This is a genomic window from Sporocytophaga myxococcoides DSM 11118 (assembly GCF_000426725.1).
Classification (GTDB): domain Bacteria; phylum Bacteroidota; class Bacteroidia; order Cytophagales; family Cytophagaceae; genus Sporocytophaga; species Sporocytophaga myxococcoides.
The window spans coordinates 82,139-100,737 of record NZ_AUFX01000011.1; the positions used below are offsets into that span (position 1 = coordinate 82,139).

The following is an 18,599-nucleotide window of genomic DNA, read 5'->3' on the forward strand; positions in this document are numbered from 1 at the left end:
TTTAATAACTAAAATATTTGAATTATGACTAACGAAGTTGCCAAGTCTATGTCTCCGGAAGAACGAGTGTCTTTCCTTGAGAATAAGCTTACTAGTATTCTCTCTACTATTGAAAATATTATAGAAGGGAATACTGAAAAAGCTAAAAGTTTACTGCAAAGTCATACGGATGAATATGAGCAGACAGTACTTAAATCCTTGATTGAAAACTCCACCAACCCAATGCTAGCGCCAGAAGAAAAAACTTACGATTTCCTTAGAATAATTATTGAAGGCATGCCCTTTCCTGTTTTCCTGAAAGATGAAAATGGTAAATACCTGCTTATGAATAAACTCGAGGCACAACTGTTTGGACTGAATGAAGCACAAATCATTGGTAAAAATGATGCGCACTTTATCCAGAATGAAGAGCAAATAGAAATCATCAGAAAATCTGATGAAGAGGTTCTGACTCAAAATAAAAGTGTTGAGCTTCCTAATCAAAACTTTTCATTATCTAATGGACGAACCTATATTTTTAAAACACATAAGATTCCCTTCCAAAATCCTATTACAGGAAAGACCAATATTCTGGGGTTCTCCGCTGATGTAACGGACACTGTAAACCTTGATAAATTAAAAAAGATTGTGATTGGCTGTAGTAATCCTTATTTATAACTGATTTATAATTTTCTTTTTTAACCTTAGACATTATACCTTCATATTTTATATCTTGGGTTCTGATAAACCTGCGAACTCAATTGATAAAATTTAATACAGTTATCCTCCAGTTCGACGAAAAAGGGGAAAAAACGGGCTGGAGCTACATAGAGATCCCTAAAGATGTAGCTCAACAATTGCAGCCATCCAATAAAAAATCCTTTAAAGTAAAAGGTAAATTAGATGCTTATGAATACCAAGGCGTAAGCCTTCTGCCAATGGGTAATGGTGATTATATTATGCCTTTAAATGCATCCGTAAGAAAGGCAATTAAAAAAAATAAAGGTGCAATGCTTATTGTCGAACTCTCTTTAGATACTGAAGAAAAAAAGTTATCCGAAGACTTTATGACTTGCCTGGAAGATGAACCCAAAGCATTAAAATTCTTTCAGTCTTTACCCAAATCTCATCAAAGGTACTTTTCCAACTGGATTGAATCTGCGAAAACAGAAGCTACCAAGACCAAAAGGATTGCCATGTCTGTGAATGGATTGGCTTTGGGACTGGGGTATGGAGAAATGATCAGAATGTATAAGAATCAATAAACGTTTATTACTGATAATAAACAATAAGGCCTTTAATATGATTATTAAAGGCCTTATTATTTAAGCTTATTGATAACAATTTTTATTTTAATAACTATCAGCAACCGTTAGAACTTTCAACTTCTTTTGCAATTCATCTATTGAAGGATTTCCTTTAATTTTAAAAGTTAATGTTTTGATCTGATTTGCATCAAGATCAAAAAAATTATCGCTCAGATTACAATCCAAGTCTTCAAAATATAAATAAACGTCTTTAGCAAATTTATCAGATCTCACTTGCATTGTATAAGTTTCCGCAGATTGGGATATTTTCACCAATACTTTTGGCTTAGGCAAAGACAAAGATTTATATGGAACCAGAAAGAAATTATTCTCTGTTATTAATTTTCCATTTTCTGACAGTTCAGCTTTAATGTAAACATCTTCTTTGTTCTTCCCTTTCAACAATTCAGATAATTTATGTTCGAAAAACACTTTGCTTGTATTACCTAATACAGTTACCTTCTGTGGTATTGAGATAATAAGATTACCGGAAAAATCATATACGCTGATTCTCAATTCACCACTAGTGTTTTTTAGTCTATCAGAAACAACATAAGCTTTCAGAGTATCATTGCGCTGAGTAAAACTAACAATCATATCCTTGTAAGCATTTCTTGCTCTATAATGACTGGCTTTCCAATTACCGAAGTAATCAACAGAAGACCAGGAAACAGTTGGCCAGCAGTCATTGATCTGCCAATACATAGAGCCCATAGTATATGGCATATTTCTTCTGTGAGCCTCGCCTGCAGTCTTTATTGCTTGCCCGTGTAATAGCTGACTTATATAAACATATGATTCAAAATCTTTAGGAGTCTTAAACTCCTTTTTCATATATCTGTCTATCATATGATTGCCATTCATTCCTTTCCCAATCCACTCCATAGGGCTTCTCTGTCTTTTCAACAACACGTCTGAATCCCACTGCATGTCTTCTGTTAGGGCAATCTTCTTAAGTGTATTCATACATGGATAAGACTGAAAACCATACTCACTGATAAAGCGGCCTGGCTGTTCTTCATAGCTCGAAAAGGGTTGCTCTCCAAACCAGACTGACCAGGAATGCTGGTCTCCAGATAGCGGTGTCTGCAATTTATCTTGCTCCGATTGAGGTGAACAAGCCCAGTATAATTTATCAGGATCAAACTTTTGCACCGTCTCTGGGAGTACTTTATAGAATATATTAGTATAGTATTTCCAAAGCGTATCTTTTTGCTGATTATTGTAGCCAAAACGTTCCTGATAGTTCCACTCATGCCAGCCGTTCAATATTTCATTATTGCCGGCCCATAACATAATGTTTGGATAGTTTCTGAGGCGTTTAACCTGCTCTTCTGCTTCCTGCCTGATATTATCTGCAAATGCATCGTCACCTGGGTACATACTACATGCAAACATAAAATCCTGATAAATTATCAGTCCTTTTTCAGCACATAAGTCATAGAATTTATCTGTTTCATAAACAGCTCCACCCCACACTCTAAGCACATTCATATTTGCATCAAGTGCTTCATTAATAACTCTGTTGTATTTGTCCTGCCCCACTCTGGTGATCAGATTATCTCCGGGAATATAATCAGCTCCCTTCATAAATACCGGTACCCCATTCAACTCTACATAAAATGATTTACCGAGAGCATCCTTCTTTTGAATTACTTTTAATGTGCATATCCCGAGTTTAGTCTCTTTTGTATCCGTTTCAGCACCTTGAATATTCAAGACAGTTTTAACATTATATAGTTTCTGTTTACCAAGGCCCGCACTCCACCAAAGCTCCGGATTTTTAATAGAAAGATCCAGGTGAACGCTGTTTATACCCTTTTTCAGCTGCACTTTCATGGAACCAATACGTTTTCCGTCAGCTGAAATATCCATTTGCCCTGCTCCTTCTAATGTTGAGAGCACTTCTATAGTAGCAGTATAATTGGCAATGTTGGATGACAAACTTTTCTGTTGAAGAAAAACATCTTTGATTTTCCCTTTTGACCAGGCATGAAGATAAACTGGCTGCCATATACCGGATGTTACAATTCTTGGCCCCCAATCCCATCCGTAATGGTATGCAGCTTTCCTGGTCATTACCGAATTCTGCTTTCCCTTTGGAGCTTGTTCATTTTGAACAGGAATAAGAAATCCAAGCTTATTCAATTTTTCCTGACCGATTTTAACAGGAGATTTGAACACTATCCTCAATTGGTTGTCACCTTCTTTAAGATTTTTGCATTCTACAATCCACGACCTGAACATATTGTCAGCAGACAAAATCAATGAGTCATTAAGGTAAACATCAGCATATGTATCTAGCCCTTTAAAATATAGTTCTTTCTTCTCCTGATTTATTATTTCCTTAGAGGCATTAAAAGTAGTTCGATATTCCCAATCTTCGTTTTCTATCCACTGCACATCGAATTCATTTAATCTGAAAAACGGATCCTGAATGGTTCCATTTTCTATCAAGTCCTGATGGACGCAACCAGGTACAGAAGCCTTTGACCATTTCTCCTTACCTACTTGTCGGAATTCCCAGTTTTTATCTAATTGAATAGTTTCATGGCCCTTCTCTGAAGGTGCTTTTGCATTGGCTGAATTCTTAAATGAAAAATCTAAAACCAATAAGAAGAGTAATAAATAGCTGAGTTTTGTCATAGATGATTAAAGATTCAAGCTTAAATTTCTGGCAAAGAATATCAAAACCATATTGATATGCAATTAATTACCGATAAAAAAACAGTAAATCCCTTCAAAATATTAAGGTCCCTTTCAGCCACAACAGGGGTCAAAGCGGACCTTAATAAAATTTTACAGGAATATTTAGATTAAATAACTCAGGAGTTCTTCTTATTTATCCGACTTAAAATAAATAGGCAATAGAGTTTTTAATTTATTTAAAGTAGCCTCCATGGACATCTCACTGATACCTCCGGAAGCATTGGCATGTCCCCCTCCGTCAAAATGTTCTTCTGCAAGAATATTAACCGGATTCTCTTGACCTTTAGACCTAAATGACATCTTGATTTTTCCTTCCTTCTCATATAGGCAAACTGCAATTCTGATTCCTTTAATAGACAATGCAAAATTAGCCAGACCATCAGTATCGCCTTTCTGAGCGCTGAATCTGGCAAGTTCAGCTTCTGACAGTGAAATTATAGCTGCATGGCTGTTATCCAGAATTTCAAGTTTTTCGCTAATAGCATATCCCTGTAAGCGAAGACGTGCAACAGTATTATTGTCATTCAACTGCTCATGAATAAGATGATGCTGAACACCTGCCTCTAATAATTTACCTAATATTTCATGAGTTCTTGGTTGCACTGATGGAAAGCGGAAAGCTCCTGTATCAGTGAGTATGCCAAGATACAAAGGTGTTCCTATTTTTTCGTTTAATAAATCAGCGTGTCCTGATTGCTCAATGAGTTCATAAATGAGTTGTGAAGTAGAACAGACTTCTGTTTCAGAGACTATAATATCCACGAAGTTTTCAGGGTTAAGGTGGTGATCAATCATGATCTTTTTGCCGGGAGCCGCTTTAATAAGCTGCTGCATTTCCGGCCCCACACGGTCAGTTGCATTATAATCCAGACAGAAAATAAGATCAGCTTTCTGGAAATGATTTTTCAGTGCATCTCCATCCCTATCCATATATAAGATTGAATCAATACCTTCTAACCATTGCAAAAATTCAGGTGCCGGATCCGGATGGCCAATTACAGTCTTTTTACCTAAGCGCTCTAAAAAATGATATAAACCCAATGAGCTACCTACAGAGTCTCCATCTGGTGATTTATGGGCAGTGATAAGTATGTGAGAGGCTTTTAATATTTCGTTTTCAATCTCTTTGTATGGATTCATGTCAAATTTGCTTTGGGGTGCGAAATTAGGCTTTCTTTATAAAAAAAGAAATTGATTCAATCTTTAGCAATTTCTCCTTGAAATTAGGCATTTCACGCTGAAACCGTAAAATTCAAGCCATTAAATAAAAATTATCAGGACAAAACATTAATTATAAATAGTTATTTTCTAACACATTAGCTTACTTTGCGATGATAATTTTAATTATTTCTAAACCAGCTATCAACTTTTAAATTGTCACCAATAAGAACTTTAGATCTTGTTAATCCCGGATATGAATTAAGCTATGAAAGGCTCTTAAAACAACAATTTGCAGGGCAGGTATCTGCCACTTATTTAAAAGATATTTTTAAGACAACAGATTACGCAAATATTCAAGGATACAGATTAGGACTAGAAGGGAAATTTTTATTTTCAATTATGAAAGTAACAAGGCCATATCTGGCGGCTGAAATGATCTATCAAAATTCAAATCTCAAATTCGAAGGTTACTATAAGGATTTCGGCACTACTGGTTCTAAGAAACTCGAGCTTTATAATTTAGATAAAAATATGGTCATTTTTAATATGAAAATGGGATTTGAATTTCTAGTTCGTCACTTTGTTATTGATATCTACAGCGGACTTGGAGGAAAATTTAAAAGTATAAATTACATTGGTCCTGCTGAAGAACCTGGATGTATAACATGGTCTTATAATTCGACACCTGTAGAAGGCAATCACCTAACTTTTACTGTACCCCTGAATATCAAGCTGGGATATGCTTTTTAGATTATCATCAATTAAGGAGAAGATGTTGTCTTTAAAATAAAAAAGGATAAGTATTTTACTACTTATCCTTCTCTCTATGATAAACCTAATAAAGACAGACAGTTTGCACAGCCTGTCCTCATTTACTAATCCGCTATTACAACTTTCACTACCTTTTTGCTTCCCATATAATTTATTACCAATCCATACACACCAGCTTTCAGGTTGCTGAAATCGATATTAGATTCTGATTCTCCGGCTTGTAATTCTCTTCCGAAATTATCAACTACAGAATATTTAAAACTTCCTTCTAGACCTTGAACATTTACAGAGCTCTTAGCTGGATTAGGATAAATCACAAATCCAACTGATCCAAAGTTATCTATTCCTGTAACTACTTCGAATTTAATTTCATTCGACGCTACTATAGCAGGATCTGCGCAGTTGGCCGAAGAGGTCATTGTAACAGAATAAGTATCCCCCGCATTGATCGGTTTAGGCACCTCATATGAACCACCAGAAATATTGGAAATAACCTGGTTATTCTTCTTCCAAACATAAGTAGCATTCGCTCCTCCATTGAAAGCTGCTGTTGTCAATACAAAATTTGTTTCCGGATTATCAACTACAGTGCCTGATTCTGACTTCAATTCTATAGATGGAATCACTTTTGCATTCACAGTTACTGTTATAGCTGCTCTAGGGCTTTCGCAATCTTCGGTCGCTGATTTTTGTGAAACATAATAAACTAATTTACCTACAGCAGCTGTTGACGGTGTTGGTGCTGTGGTGCTAGCTGTACCTCCTGTTGCATTGGTACCATACCATTGAAGAATATTACCTGATGAAGCAGCTGAAGTCAATGCAGGTGCAGATACTCCCTGGCAATAATTAAGGTCAGCTACAGATGGAGCTGTTGGAGGTATGCAAGGACAAGCTGGTTTCCAAACTTTGAAGTTTCCGGAAACATTCAACAATCCAAGCATGTATAACATACCATCATAATATCTATATTGCCCGGTAGGTATTCCTACATTCCAGAATTCCTGGACAAAAGGTGTTGCAAGAGAGGTATTATTTACAGCCAGAGATGCTACAGCATTGCAGGCAACAAGACCGGTAGAGTGATCTCCATTGGAATTTGCGCCATTCCAGTCATAATGATTCTTATATCCTGATCCCTGATTTTTGAAGAAAGTCAAATAACGCTCTGCAATTACAGGTTGTTGTGCATCTGCTTTGAACCAATGATAGTCCATTCCTATATTCATGATGCTTCTCCACGCATCATACATAAATCTGTCAGCATCTGCATTATATGAAACTTCTTTAGGGGTGCCATCAAAATTGGAGTAATCAGTAGTTAATCCAGAAGATGAATGAGATGCATCTCTTAATAACTTACGCGATGCAGCTGGTGTCTGAGACCAGAAGGTTTGATTTGTTTTAGACCATTTAGCCCATAGTTCCCAGAAACCAGGAAGATTATAAGATGGATCCGTAAAACCATAAGAGTCTCCGTATGGAACAAACGTAATCAGTTTTGAATTGGTATTGAAAAGATTGTATACAGAACCTGCTCCTGTCTTACTCATAACCTTGTTCAGGATATCCTGGGCTTCTGCCTCATAGTTAAACATACCGGTTCCATTGCCCCATCTGTTAGCTGCAAAAAACAATGATGTTATAAAATATGCTTCACCATCCGATGCCGGACTATTTCCTTTTATTGACCCGTCTTTATTTAACTGCCATGCAAAGTATCCATTATAGTTATTGTTACTACCATATTGCATGTAGGTTTTAGCCCATTTCCAAATTTTATTAAATTCAGCTTGCTTATTGAGTTGCACACATATCATCATACCATAAGACATTCCTTCAGATCTTACATCGTTATTATTTACATCCAGTATATAGGCCATATCTGCCCCTACTTCATAGTATAACTTTTGATCTGCAGAGCCATAAAAAATCTGCTGAAAAGCGGTATTCACTTTTGAATTTATCTCGGTATCTGTTTTATTCAGAAGTTCCTTGAACATATTCCTGTATGTTCCAGTGTAATAAGCTCCCTCTCCTGTTTCTTTGCATCCTCCGCCAGTTGAACTTTCTGTAACATTCACAGTAATTGCTGCTCTTGGTCCTTCACAGTTATTCAAAGTTTGTGACACATAATAAATTGTAGTACCAGCTGTAGCTGTACTAGGAACAGGGGCATTAGTCGAGGCTGTTCCACCAGTAGATTCTGTATACCATTTTAAAGATGTACCTGTAGCTGATAGTGCTGTTGTGGAAGTGCCTTTTACATAACTTACAGGAGATGTAACTGTCGGTGCAGCTGTGGTACAAGTTGGAGTTGAAGTTTTGTTTGCAATAGCATAAATGCCTTTGTCAGGTATTACATCAAACTCAATATATTTAACATTATTAACCGTAACAATAGAAGATGTTTGTAAGGTATTTCCTATATATACTTTTGCTTCAGTCCAGCCACTTGGTAATTGACGACGAACAGTAACTGCTGCATCATAAATACTGTTATCAAGATTATCTGTCGGAGTCAATCTTAATGAGTCATTATTTACAGCAGTTTCTGTAATCTTCAGAGCATTACGTTCTTTAATATATTTTACAACATTCAAAAAGGTCCCTACCCAATAGTCGGCAGCGTTAGTGTTAACATAAGATAAGTGACTTCCAAGTACGCTTGAAGCCAAAGGAGAGTACCCTCCGTCATTGTCTATACCGTGGATAAGGAATACGCACCATCCATTAGAATTCTTTGCGGTGGAAACTCTGTTATTCATATCATTGGCAGTATTCACACCTGTGTTTCCGCAAATGATAGAACTAAGATTATAAAAGTCTGTTGGAGAACTTGAATTGATTTGTCCACTGCAGGTTCTACCCGCTAAATAATACTTTTGAATAGTATTTACGTCACCTGTATTACAGTTAGGATACGCAATGGTTAAACATTTTGCATTTGTAATATTGGTATTAATTGTGTTTTGAGAGTTTTTATATTCTGTATCCTGTTGAGTTGTATTCAGAGTAGTCAAAGTAGTATGCGAAACAGTATGACTCGCAATTTCATGTCCATTATTGGATGCGGTTTTCAACTGATTCCAGTTAGGTCCCCAATTTGTTACCACAAACGAGGTAGTTTTAAAATTATACTGATTAAATAGAGGAATAGCTACCGGTAACTGATTGGATGTATTATCATCCATAGTATATGTAACCGCTGCTGATTTAAACTTATACCATTTACCAACCTGGTAAGTGGATGGAACCTGGGCCATACTTGTAATGCTTATGCAAAGCATTAAAAATAAACTGGCCAGTTTAGAAACAGCTAAAACCTTTTGGGTGAGTAATCTCATCTTCTTCAGATTATTTGATTGATTGTAAGTGTGTTTTATAAATTCAAGATTTAAAATCAGCTTAAATCAACTTCCTGCTACTTTTAATTTCTTCACAATCAGAATTTCGATCTAAAAATCAGCATTCAATTTGCAGGATGCGTTGAATTAAAGGAGCTACACACTGAGATAAAAAAGGTAAACCAAGAATCTTTTAAAAAATATAAATATCAGATAGTCTGGTCAATAATGATCAATCAAAAATTAATAGGACTAAGTCTTTACTTAAAGGAGTTGAATTTCATTTCAATAAGAATAAAGAACGGAGACCATCTAGAAATGAATTTCTCTTTTAAAGTTTAAAAATTGGAAAAGGATTAAATGGATGTTTCATAAAATTTCTAAATAAGAGAACCAGTAAGAACTTATGAAAGCCTGAATTGGGAAGGCTTTTTCTAACTAAGTAAATATCTGATTTTTTTAAATTAAATTTTATAAGACCAAAGGAAATGTCAATCCAGTCAGCTTTCCTGAAAATCTCTATAGTAAGAGGAGCCTTAGATCTGAAGTCTGATATCTTATGATGCATTTCAATCATTGAAGAAATTTCGTGAATCCAATCAGGTCGGTGAATTGAATGTAAGTATGCTTCTACATTTCTTATGGAAGGATTCAGATAATCAAAAGTATGATCTGTCCAGATACCGATATCATGATAAGCAGAAGCAATTGCATATTTATCTATGTTATTCTTATTTCCATCCATCAACTGGCAAAACATAAACACTCTATAAACATGGTTTCTATACTTTTCATAATCCATTCCCAGAATATCCTTATGTTTTAATAATATGTCTTCAATAGTAGAATTAAAAGCTATCATTTACATTCAGGCTTTGTCATTAAGTAATATCTAATGCTTCTATGCAGTAATTCATATTTTTGCCGATTAATATATCCCAGTTTAAATAACTATAACTACTTTCTTTAAAAACAAAAAGGCAAACTACCAATTGATAACTTGCCTATGCATATCTTTGTTATTTTTGATTTAACTCTTAAAAATCCGGGAAACCTTATAAACTCCGCTGCCCTTTGCTTTAGCAATAAAGAACCTTCCAATAGAATCACTTTAAGAATTGATTCATATCCTTTCAAATTTGAATCAAATCTTAAAGGATCTTAAAGGACTAAATGATTTGAAGTAATTAAAAACTAATCTTTATTTAACCAGGGGCTACTGAAGCGCTAAACTCCTTAAAACCAACTGCAGCATCGTTAAATCAATGCTGCAGCTGAATTGTTTTTTATTTTACTAAGGATACCTTTTTAACATTGGTTTTCCCATCCACATCTTTTAATTCAAGATAGTAAAGGCCTTCAGAAAGTGAAGATAAATCCACAAAAGAAATCGGTTCTTCCGAAGTTCTGTTAAAGATAGTTTTTCCTCCTATGTCTTTTACCGAAATGCTTAGAATTGTTGATCCTGGGGCTGAGAATATCTGAACTGAGCCAGAAGTGGGGTTAGGCCCCACTACAAGCATTTCTTTTATCAAAGGCTGATCAGGCACAGAGGTGATTATCAATGGTTGTTTTTCTGTAAACCAGCTTATATGATTTAGAGATTCTGCATTTGCACCAGCGTATCTGAACTTTAGCACTTCTTTTCCAATACCATTAGCCCACCAGTTATATTCTATAACTTTATTTACATCTTGATTAAAAGGAGTCCATGTGTCTTCGGTTTTTACTTCTGTATAGGTTGTATAAGTGATATATGAAATCAGTCTGAGCACTTCAAAGTCCTTTGTCGGGGTCTTGAGCAGTCCCCAGGCATCAACAGTATCTTTTTTTGCAGTAGTGATCCTCATTCTGGTAGAAGCATCAATCGGTAAAATTCGTTCTCCTTCCCCGGAATAATAATTGCCTATATTGATTGGCAAGTCCATAATAAGCAATGATGGAGAAAATTCATAAGCTGCAACATCTCTCCCTCCAAGAAATGTCTGATGATGCCTGAGCCCATCCTCTGAAATCTGGAAATAAAAAATACCTTCTGTTGTTATTGAAGCAAGATTTGCTGAAGGAAAAAGTTTATGAAGTTCTGAATCAAAGGTGATAGGATCAACAAAAATAGTACTGTCTTTAATGCCACTGCTTAATGAAGAAAAATCCCAGACAATGTTATTTCCGGCCGCTCCGGGAGTTAAGCCCTGCAGGTTCTCCTTTATGACCTGCCGGTAGTATATATTGTATTCTTTGTCGGTATGTGGCAAATCTGCTATGGTAAGCTGTATTTGTGCCTCTATGAAAGATTGAAAAAATAAAACCAATAAAATAGTTAATAGAAGTTTTTGCATGATTGATAGAAGTTTTTAGTTGATTGAAAGAAATTTTCGGTCAACTTAAAGAAGATTCGGTTCAATCACAAGAAACATCCTGTCAATCAATGCATTTCTAATCTCTTCTTGCCAGGATGATTTGCCTGAATTTTTAAATCTCATATAAATTCAAGAATTCTACTTCCTAGAAATAGTAAGATTATCAGCAATGAAACACTTGTTAAATGGGTTAGTTATATCCCTCCGGATTCACTTTAAACTTAGATTTTCAGGAACTAAATTTTAATCAAATTCTAATCAAATTTTAATGATAGTTTATCCCTTTAATTCATTAAGACCACATCCGGAATGCTTATTAAATGATTATTAAAGATGGTTCTATCCAATGTTATATGATTGCCATCAGTCTTTATCAAGTAAAAAAGTCCCTCAATTTGTGATTTAGTTGAGAGACTTTTTTAAAATTATTCTTCTATTATATTTACTTTATCACCTTGCTTTTTTGCAGATCTAATATGCTTTTCAGACGCATTTTACTTTCATTATAATGACTCAGATGTTCGTTTTTCAGTTGATTGAAGAACTCCATTTGTTCAGGCGCATGATTTTCCCTTTTTCCGGTTTTAACATTTACAAAAAAATACTTCGTCCAAAGAAGGCTCTTAAACTGGCTCTCATCTTCACTCATCATAAGCCCTTCAACTAACAATGATGAATTGTCTACTTCAATAACAGAAGTTTGAATTTTAACCTTCTCATTATACAAAGAGGGTTTAATGTAGTAGATCTCATGATTCGTCACTACCCAGCAATACCCTGAAGCTATAAAATCACTTAACTTCAAATTATAATACTGATCCAGGTGGTCTTCCCTTGCATTGATAATGTAATCTATATAACGACTATTATTCAAGTGCCCCATAGGGTCACAATCCTGGAAACGAACTGTGTAGACTGAGCTAGGTTCTTTTATCATATCAAAATAGACCGTTCGGTCTTTTTTAGGTTAAAATAATTAAGCTTTTAAAGATATTGTAATATAAGATTTGAGTTCATCAAGCAATCTATTGAGTTTCAATGGGTCACCAGTAGCCTTGGAAAGCATAATAGCCCCTTCTATCCTACTATAAAGTATATCTGCAGCAAGCCCGGCATTAACAGACTTTTTAATCTGATTGTATTTCTGACCTTTTTCGATAATCTGAACAAGACTGAATAGCATTTGTTTAGAAGCTTTAATAAGGAGTAATTTTAATCCTGGCAAGCTATCATCTGCAAAGCTACTATAATTGAGGATCGGACACCCGCCTTCTATGGGTGATTGTAATGTATAGTTGTAATAATAATCGGTGATGGCAAATAATTTATCGATAGCATTGTCACAAGCCTTAATTCTGAAAACCAGCTCATCTAATACTTTTGAAAAAGAATATTCAAAAGCAGCTTCAATGATATCTTCTTTACTTTTGAAATGACCATAAACCCCTCCTTTAGCCAAGCCTGTCAAATCAAGTATCTCACTCATGGAAGTACCGTGATAGCCTTTCTTATTAAAAGCATGGGCTGCTTTTTCAATGATTAATGCTTTGGTCTTTTCAGCTTTTGATTCCACAATACAAAAATAAGACTGATCGGTCTAAAAACCAAATTAAAAAGCTAAAACAATAAACGACTGAAAACAAGCATCATCCAAACATAAATCCTAAACAATCATATGATCAACTCCAGCTACTTCTTTAAAAACCTGACATATATCATTTTTTTAAATAATCAAACTCATTTTTTCTCCCCCCTCATAATCTGACCTTTACATCATAGAGCAAACAATATGAAAACAATCCTCCTTCCCACTAATTTTTCAAAAGCCTCACAGAAAGCTTTGGAATATGCTATCATGGTAGCACAAAAAGCTGATGCAAAAATCATCGTTGCGCATGCTTATACGCTCACATCTATTAATGACGAGCCCTTCCCTGTTGTTTTTGAAAATGTGCTGGAAGAAACTCAGGAATACTTGAAATCACAACTTGACTCAGTGTGTGCATATATTTCGTCATTCAGAACTGACTCTGGAAAGACGATCAACGCCCAATATATTATTCAATATAACATTCCTGAACAGGAAATAAAGGAACTGGCAGCCCGTCACCAGGTTGACCTGATAATCATGGGAACAAACAACCCGGAAGGACTTCAGGGATTACTAGGAAGTACTGTTCAGAATATGATAAGCAACACAGATTTACCAATACTTGTCATTCATGAAGATACTCCTGTTAAACTGTTCCATAAAATTGATATTGCCATAGAAGAGGTATCTGAAAAAATTTCTTCTGTAAAAAATATCATAGACCTGGCTATCCTTTTCAAAGCTGAAATTACTCTATTACACATAGAACAATACGCAAAATCATTTCAGGAATATGAGAAAAATTCTGAATCGGGAACGGCATCAGCCACCTTAAACTCAGTCAAAAAATTGACCAGCTATGATCATATTAAATATAAAACTACTTTATCTGATATAGTTGAAGAAGGATTGCAGAAAAGTATCAACGAAGACAATTCAGATTTACTGGTACTTATTTATAATGAAAGAAACTGGATAGATGCTCTCTTTCACAAAAGTGTAATTAAAAGCGTTTTGAAGAAATTCAGCATACCTGTCCTGATTTTACATTCAAATAGATCTTAAGTCAACATAAGTTAAATAACCTATTTATGAAAAAGATAATTGTACCCATAGATTTTTCTGAAGTATCTGAAAATGCTCTTATCGCAGCAACTGAGATCGCCCGCAAAACCCAAGCTGAAGTTGAGATATTTCATGTAATTGAATCCTCTGGAGGAACCACCATCAGTGAAACCGGCGAGATATTCATGCCTGATAAAATGGAACAGGTATACGTTTTAAAATGTATAGAACTTGCCAAAAATAAAATACATTCCATCCTGGAAAATGTCAGGTATGCAGGAGTCAGATTCATTCCAAAGATAAAAGTCGGAGATCCCGGCAAACATTTTTCCAGATACATTACTTTGGAAAAGGCGGATATGATCATAATGGGAACTTCAGGGTCTGAAGGAATACTTAAGGGAATATTTAATGAATCCAATGCTGAAAAGGTCGTAACAAGAGCTGATTGTATGGTTCTTTCTGTGAAAAATAATAACAAGGATTTTCATATGAGAAATTTAGTCCTTGCAACTAACTTTCAGGACGATTCTCCCGAGTTCATTGGCAAACTAAAGGCCTTGCAGGAAATATTTGATTTCAAAATTCATTTATTATATATTAATCCCTTGATCAATTATGAATCAAATCAGAGTATAATCCAAAGCAGATTAAGAGATTATGTCAACCGGTTTCAGTTGAAAAATTGTGAAAGTATTATTCAGGAAGATTTAACCGAATACAATGGAATTGTAAAATATGCTGAAGATATCAATGCAGATATTATAGCATTGTCTACTCATCAGCATAAAGGCCTGCACTGGCTTGGAGGAATATCTGAAGATCTTGTAAACTTTGCTGAATTTCCTGTACTTACATTTAAGGTAAATTAATTGATATTAAATATTACGTTTACGATATCTAGCATTAAATAAATAATAACAATTACTAACAGCATGAAACTAGCAATCTATAGCACCAAACCATACGAAATAAAATATCTTGAAAATGCCAACAAGGGAAAACATGAGTTGTTATTTATCGAAGAGGCACTTTCAGCGGAAACTTTATATAAAGCTAATGGCTGTGATGCTATTTCTATTTTCACCAATGATGATGCGTCAGCAGAAGTATTGGAAAATATAAAAAAACTTAACATCCGATCTATAGCCGTCCGAGCAGCTGGGTATGACAATGTGGACCTGAAAAAAGCGACAGAACTCTCGTTCAAAGTTGCCAATGTTCCTGACTACTCTCCCTATTCAATTGCAGAACACACTGCAACACTGATCCTTGCTTTAAACAGAAAAATAGTACAGGCTGACCGTAAAGTAAAAGACTCCAATTTTCTACTAGATGAACTTATTGGATTTGATCTTAATGGTAAAACAGTCGGCATTATTGGCGTAGGAAAGATTGGTGGAATATTAGCGAAGATCATGAATGGATTTGGCTGTAAGGTGTTGGGATTTGACATTAAGGAAAATAAGGATTATACAGAAAAATATAACCTTCAATATGTATCACTTGAAGAAATGTATCAAAAAGCTGATATCATTTCCTTACATGCCCCGCTTAATGAGCACACTAAATATATGATAAACAAGGATACCCTCAGCAAAATGAAAAATGGGGTTATGATTGTAAATACAGGCAGAGGTGGGCTGATAAATACAGTTGATGCCATAGAAGCCCTAAAATCAGGAAAAATAGGATATCTGGGACTTGATGTATATGAAAAAGAAAAAGGTCTGTTCTTTTACAACCACTCTGCGGATGTTTTGAAAGATGATGTATTTGCAAGATTGATGACATTCAAAAATGTAATAATAACAGGCCACCAGGCATTTCTGACAGATAATGCATTAAAAAATATTGCGGATACAACTATAAATAACATAGATAGCTGGCAATCTGGTAACAGATCAAAAAATGATATTTTTTAAAACATATTTGTTATTAACTTTAGAGTAAAAAAGAGAAGTTTACATTGAACGAACAGGATAAAAATCCTTTGGATAACGAATCCCGCCTAAGAGCTATTATTGAAACAGCTATTGATGGCATTATTACAATAGATCAAAGAGGGATCATTGAAACGATAAACCCTGCAGCTGCTAAAATCTTTGAATACGCTCCTCATGAAGTTATTGGTAAGAATATCAATATTCTCATGCCTGAGCCTGATAAAAGCAGGCACGATGAATATATTCATAACTATCAGCGGACAGGTGAAAAAAAGATTATCGGGATTGGTCGTGAAGTACTCGGAAGAAAAAAGAGTGGCAACGTGTTCCCCTTCCGACTAAGCGTAAGTGAAGTTTTCTTGCAGAATAAAATTATTTATACTGGGGTCATCCATGACATTACCAAGCTTAAAGAAGCTGAGAATGCATATAAAAAGCTGAATATCGAACTGGAAGAACGCGTTCAACAGAGGACCTCAGAACTTTTTGACGCCATCAAACAACTCAAAGAAACCAATAATAAGCAAAAACAGGCTGAAGCAGAAGTCAGAAAAGCACTTGAGAAGGAGAAGGAACTTAATGAGCTTAAATCCCGATTTGTCACAATTGCTTCTCATGAATTCCGAACGCCACTTAGCACTATCCTTTCTTCCGTTTCTCTTATTTCCAAATACAATGAAATGGGAGAAAAGGAAAAGATTGATAAGCATATCCTGAGAATAAAATCTTCTGTTTCGAACCTGACAGGTATACTCAATGATTTTCTATCATTGAGTAAATTGGAAGAAGGTATTATTTCAAACACCCCTTCTCTGTTTAATATACATTCCCTTGGTATTGAAATTAATGAAGAACTTACCCCAGCACTAAAAAGCAATCAAACCATTTCTTGCAAGCACAAAGGTCGGGAGGAAGTTTATCTTGATAAAAATATATTAAAAAACATCCTGTTAAACTTATTATCCAATGCTTCTAAATATTCCGGAGAAGGTACTATAGTTCTCGACATATTTGTAAGTCAGAAAGAGATAAATATAACAGTTAAAGATGAAGGTATTGGAATACCAGAAAATGATATTCAATTCTTATTTACAAGATTTTTCAGAGCTCATAATGCAGGGAATATCCAGGGTACTGGACTAGGGCTTAATATTGTAAAACGATATGTAGAGTTGCTGGAGGGAAATATTTCAGTTGAAAGCAAGCTTGGTGTAGGTACAACTTTTAAAGTTAACATACCCGTTCTGAATAAATAATTGATTTTTTTAATTTAGTAAAGTATGAAAAAAATTTTGCTTATAGAAGATAACCAGGAAGTAAGAGAGAATACTGCAGAAATTCTTGAGTTATCTAATTACAAAGTTGTTACAGCCGAAAATGGTAAGATTGGTGTGGAGCTTGCCAAAGTAGAAAACCCGGACCTTATCATCTGCGATGTTATGATGCCAGAACTTGATGGCTTTGGGGTATTGCATGTATTGAGTAAAAACTCAGCGACTGCAAGCATTCCATTTATTTTCCTAACTGCAAAAGCCGAAAAAGAGGACATGCGCAAAGGGATGAAACTCGGCGCGGATGATTATCTGACAAAACCTTTTGATGATATCGAGCTTCTGGATGCAGTTGAAACAAGGCTAAAAAAAAATGATCTGATAAAAGAAGAGTTTAAAAAAACTACCGAAGGTCTGGATGAATTTATAAGCAAAGTAAGAGGTATAAAAGAACTGGAAAATTTATCGAATAATGACCAGCGAATCATTATCGTTCCCAAGAAACACTCCGTTTTCTCACAAGGGAGTTATCCCAACTTTTTATATTTCGTAAGCAGCGGAAAAATCAAGACGTCCAGAACTGATAAACTGGGAAATGAATTTATTACTGGTCTGTTCAAAGAAGGTGATTTCTTTGGTTATACTGATTTATTGGAAAATTCAATATATACTGAAAGTGCCGTAGCCCTAGAAGATTCAAAAATTTGCTCCATATTGAAAGAGGATTTTTTTGCTTTGCTTTATAACAACAGAGATGTTGCCAACAAATTTATAAAACTTCTTTCTGATAATGTAATTGAGCAAGAGGAAAGACTACTTAAACTTGCTTATGGATCAGTTAGAAAGAGAGTTGCCGAAGCTTTGCTGATGCTTCAGAAAAAATATCAAAGTAGTGAAAGTAAAGAATTTACAATGGCAATCTCGAGAGATGATTTATCCGGCATTGTAGGAGCTTCCAAAGAAACGGTAATCCGCACACTCACTGATTTCAAAGAAGAGGGCTTTATTCAGATTGCGGGCAGTAAAATTACTATTGTGAATGGAGATAAATTATCCAAATTGAAACATTAAACTAATTGCTGATTAAATAAA

Annotated in this window: 15 protein-coding genes; 8 read left to right on the forward strand and 7 right to left on the reverse strand. The window is 35.1% G+C overall.

What is annotated here, in order from left to right; genetic code table 11:
• The first annotated feature begins 24 nt into the window (after window positions 1-24).
• Together K350_RS0114275 and K350_RS0114280 are read left to right on the forward strand one after the other, a co-directional pair.
• On the forward strand, window positions 25-657 hold the full coding sequence (locus tag K350_RS0114275) for a PAS domain-containing protein (RefSeq protein WP_028980497.1): 633 nt from the start codon (window positions 25-27) through the stop codon (window positions 655-657).
• A gap of 83 nt (window positions 658-740) precedes the next feature.
• Window positions 741-1,244, forward strand: a complete 504-nt coding sequence (locus K350_RS0114280) for a YdeI/OmpD-associated family protein (protein ID WP_028980498.1) — start codon at window positions 741-743, stop codon at window positions 1,242-1,244.
• 87 nt (window positions 1,245-1,331) lie between these two features.
• Here the strand turns inward: K350_RS0114280 and K350_RS28830 are convergent, their stop codons facing one another.
• Window positions 1,332-3,932: a beta-mannosidase gene (locus K350_RS28830; protein ID WP_037575725.1), complete on the reverse strand. Its 2,601-nt coding sequence runs from the start codon at window positions 3,930-3,932 to the stop codon at window positions 1,332-1,334.
• 192 nt (window positions 3,933-4,124) lie between these two features.
• Window positions 4,125-5,135: a DHH family phosphoesterase gene (locus K350_RS0114290; protein ID WP_028980499.1), complete on the reverse strand. Its 1,011-nt coding sequence runs from the start codon at window positions 5,133-5,135 to the stop codon at window positions 4,125-4,127.
• 234 nt (window positions 5,136-5,369) lie between these two features.
• Here K350_RS0114290 and K350_RS0114295 point away from each other — a divergent pair, with 234 nt between their 5' ends.
• Entirely contained in the window at window positions 5,370-5,906 is a 537-nt protein-coding gene (locus tag K350_RS0114295) for a hypothetical protein (RefSeq protein ID WP_028980500.1), read from the forward strand.
• 125 nt (window positions 5,907-6,031) lie between these two features.
• Here the strand turns inward: K350_RS0114295 and K350_RS31270 are convergent, their stop codons facing one another.
• The 5 genes from K350_RS31270 to K350_RS0114335 all read right to left on the reverse strand — a co-directional run bounded on the left by K350_RS31270 (window position 6,032) and on the right by K350_RS0114335 (window position 13,207).
• Window positions 6,032-9,274 carry a glycosyl hydrolase family 8 gene (locus tag K350_RS31270; protein ID WP_081671010.1) on the reverse strand — a complete coding sequence of 1,081 codons (3,243 nt, stop codon included), beginning with the start codon at window positions 9,272-9,274 and terminating at the stop codon, window positions 6,032-6,034.
• A 331-nt stretch (window positions 9,275-9,605) separates the two neighbouring features.
• Complete coding sequence (locus K350_RS0114310; protein ID WP_028980501.1) at window positions 9,606-10,136, reverse strand: HD domain-containing protein; 531 nt, start codon at window positions 10,134-10,136, stop codon at window positions 9,606-9,608.
• A 424-nt stretch (window positions 10,137-10,560) separates the two neighbouring features.
• Window positions 10,561-11,613: a T9SS type A sorting domain-containing protein gene (locus tag K350_RS0114320; RefSeq protein WP_028980502.1), complete on the reverse strand. Its 1,053-nt coding sequence runs from the start codon at window positions 11,611-11,613 to the stop codon at window positions 10,561-10,563.
• Between the two features lie 463 nt (window positions 11,614-12,076).
• Window positions 12,077-12,571: an acyl-CoA thioesterase gene (locus K350_RS0114330; RefSeq protein WP_028980503.1), complete on the reverse strand. Its 495-nt coding sequence runs from the start codon at window positions 12,569-12,571 to the stop codon at window positions 12,077-12,079.
• A 39-nt stretch (window positions 12,572-12,610) separates the two neighbouring features.
• The gene (locus K350_RS0114335; protein ID WP_037575728.1) at window positions 12,611-13,207 is read right to left on the reverse strand and encodes a TetR/AcrR family transcriptional regulator; all 597 of its coding nucleotides are present in this window, start codon (window positions 13,205-13,207) and stop codon (window positions 12,611-12,613) included.
• Window positions 13,208-13,423: 216 nt separating this feature from the next.
• Here K350_RS0114335 and K350_RS0114340 point away from each other — a divergent pair, with 216 nt between their 5' ends.
• From K350_RS0114340 to K350_RS0114360, 5 genes are all read left to right on the forward strand, one after another.
• Window positions 13,424-14,290 carry a universal stress protein gene (locus tag K350_RS0114340; protein ID WP_028980505.1) on the forward strand — a complete coding sequence of 289 codons (867 nt, stop codon included), beginning with the start codon at window positions 13,424-13,426 and terminating at the stop codon, window positions 14,288-14,290.
• Window positions 14,291-14,316: 26 nt separating this feature from the next.
• The gene (locus K350_RS0114345) at window positions 14,317-15,162 is read left to right on the forward strand and encodes a universal stress protein (RefSeq protein WP_028980506.1); all 846 of its coding nucleotides are present in this window, start codon (window positions 14,317-14,319) and stop codon (window positions 15,160-15,162) included.
• Between the two features lie 63 nt (window positions 15,163-15,225).
• The gene (locus K350_RS0114350; protein ID WP_028980507.1) at window positions 15,226-16,215 is read left to right on the forward strand and encodes a 2-hydroxyacid dehydrogenase; all 990 of its coding nucleotides are present in this window, start codon (window positions 15,226-15,228) and stop codon (window positions 16,213-16,215) included.
• A 44-nt stretch (window positions 16,216-16,259) separates the two neighbouring features.
• Window positions 16,260-17,492 carry a PAS domain-containing sensor histidine kinase gene (locus K350_RS0114355; RefSeq protein WP_245598662.1) on the forward strand — a complete coding sequence of 411 codons (1,233 nt, stop codon included), beginning with the start codon at window positions 16,260-16,262 and terminating at the stop codon, window positions 17,490-17,492.
• Between the two features lie 24 nt (window positions 17,493-17,516).
• Window positions 17,517-18,578 (forward strand): response regulator, encoded by a 1,062-nt coding sequence (locus K350_RS0114360; protein ID WP_028980509.1) that lies wholly within the window; start codon window positions 17,517-17,519, stop codon window positions 18,576-18,578.
• Window positions 18,579-18,599: the final 21 nt, after the last annotated feature.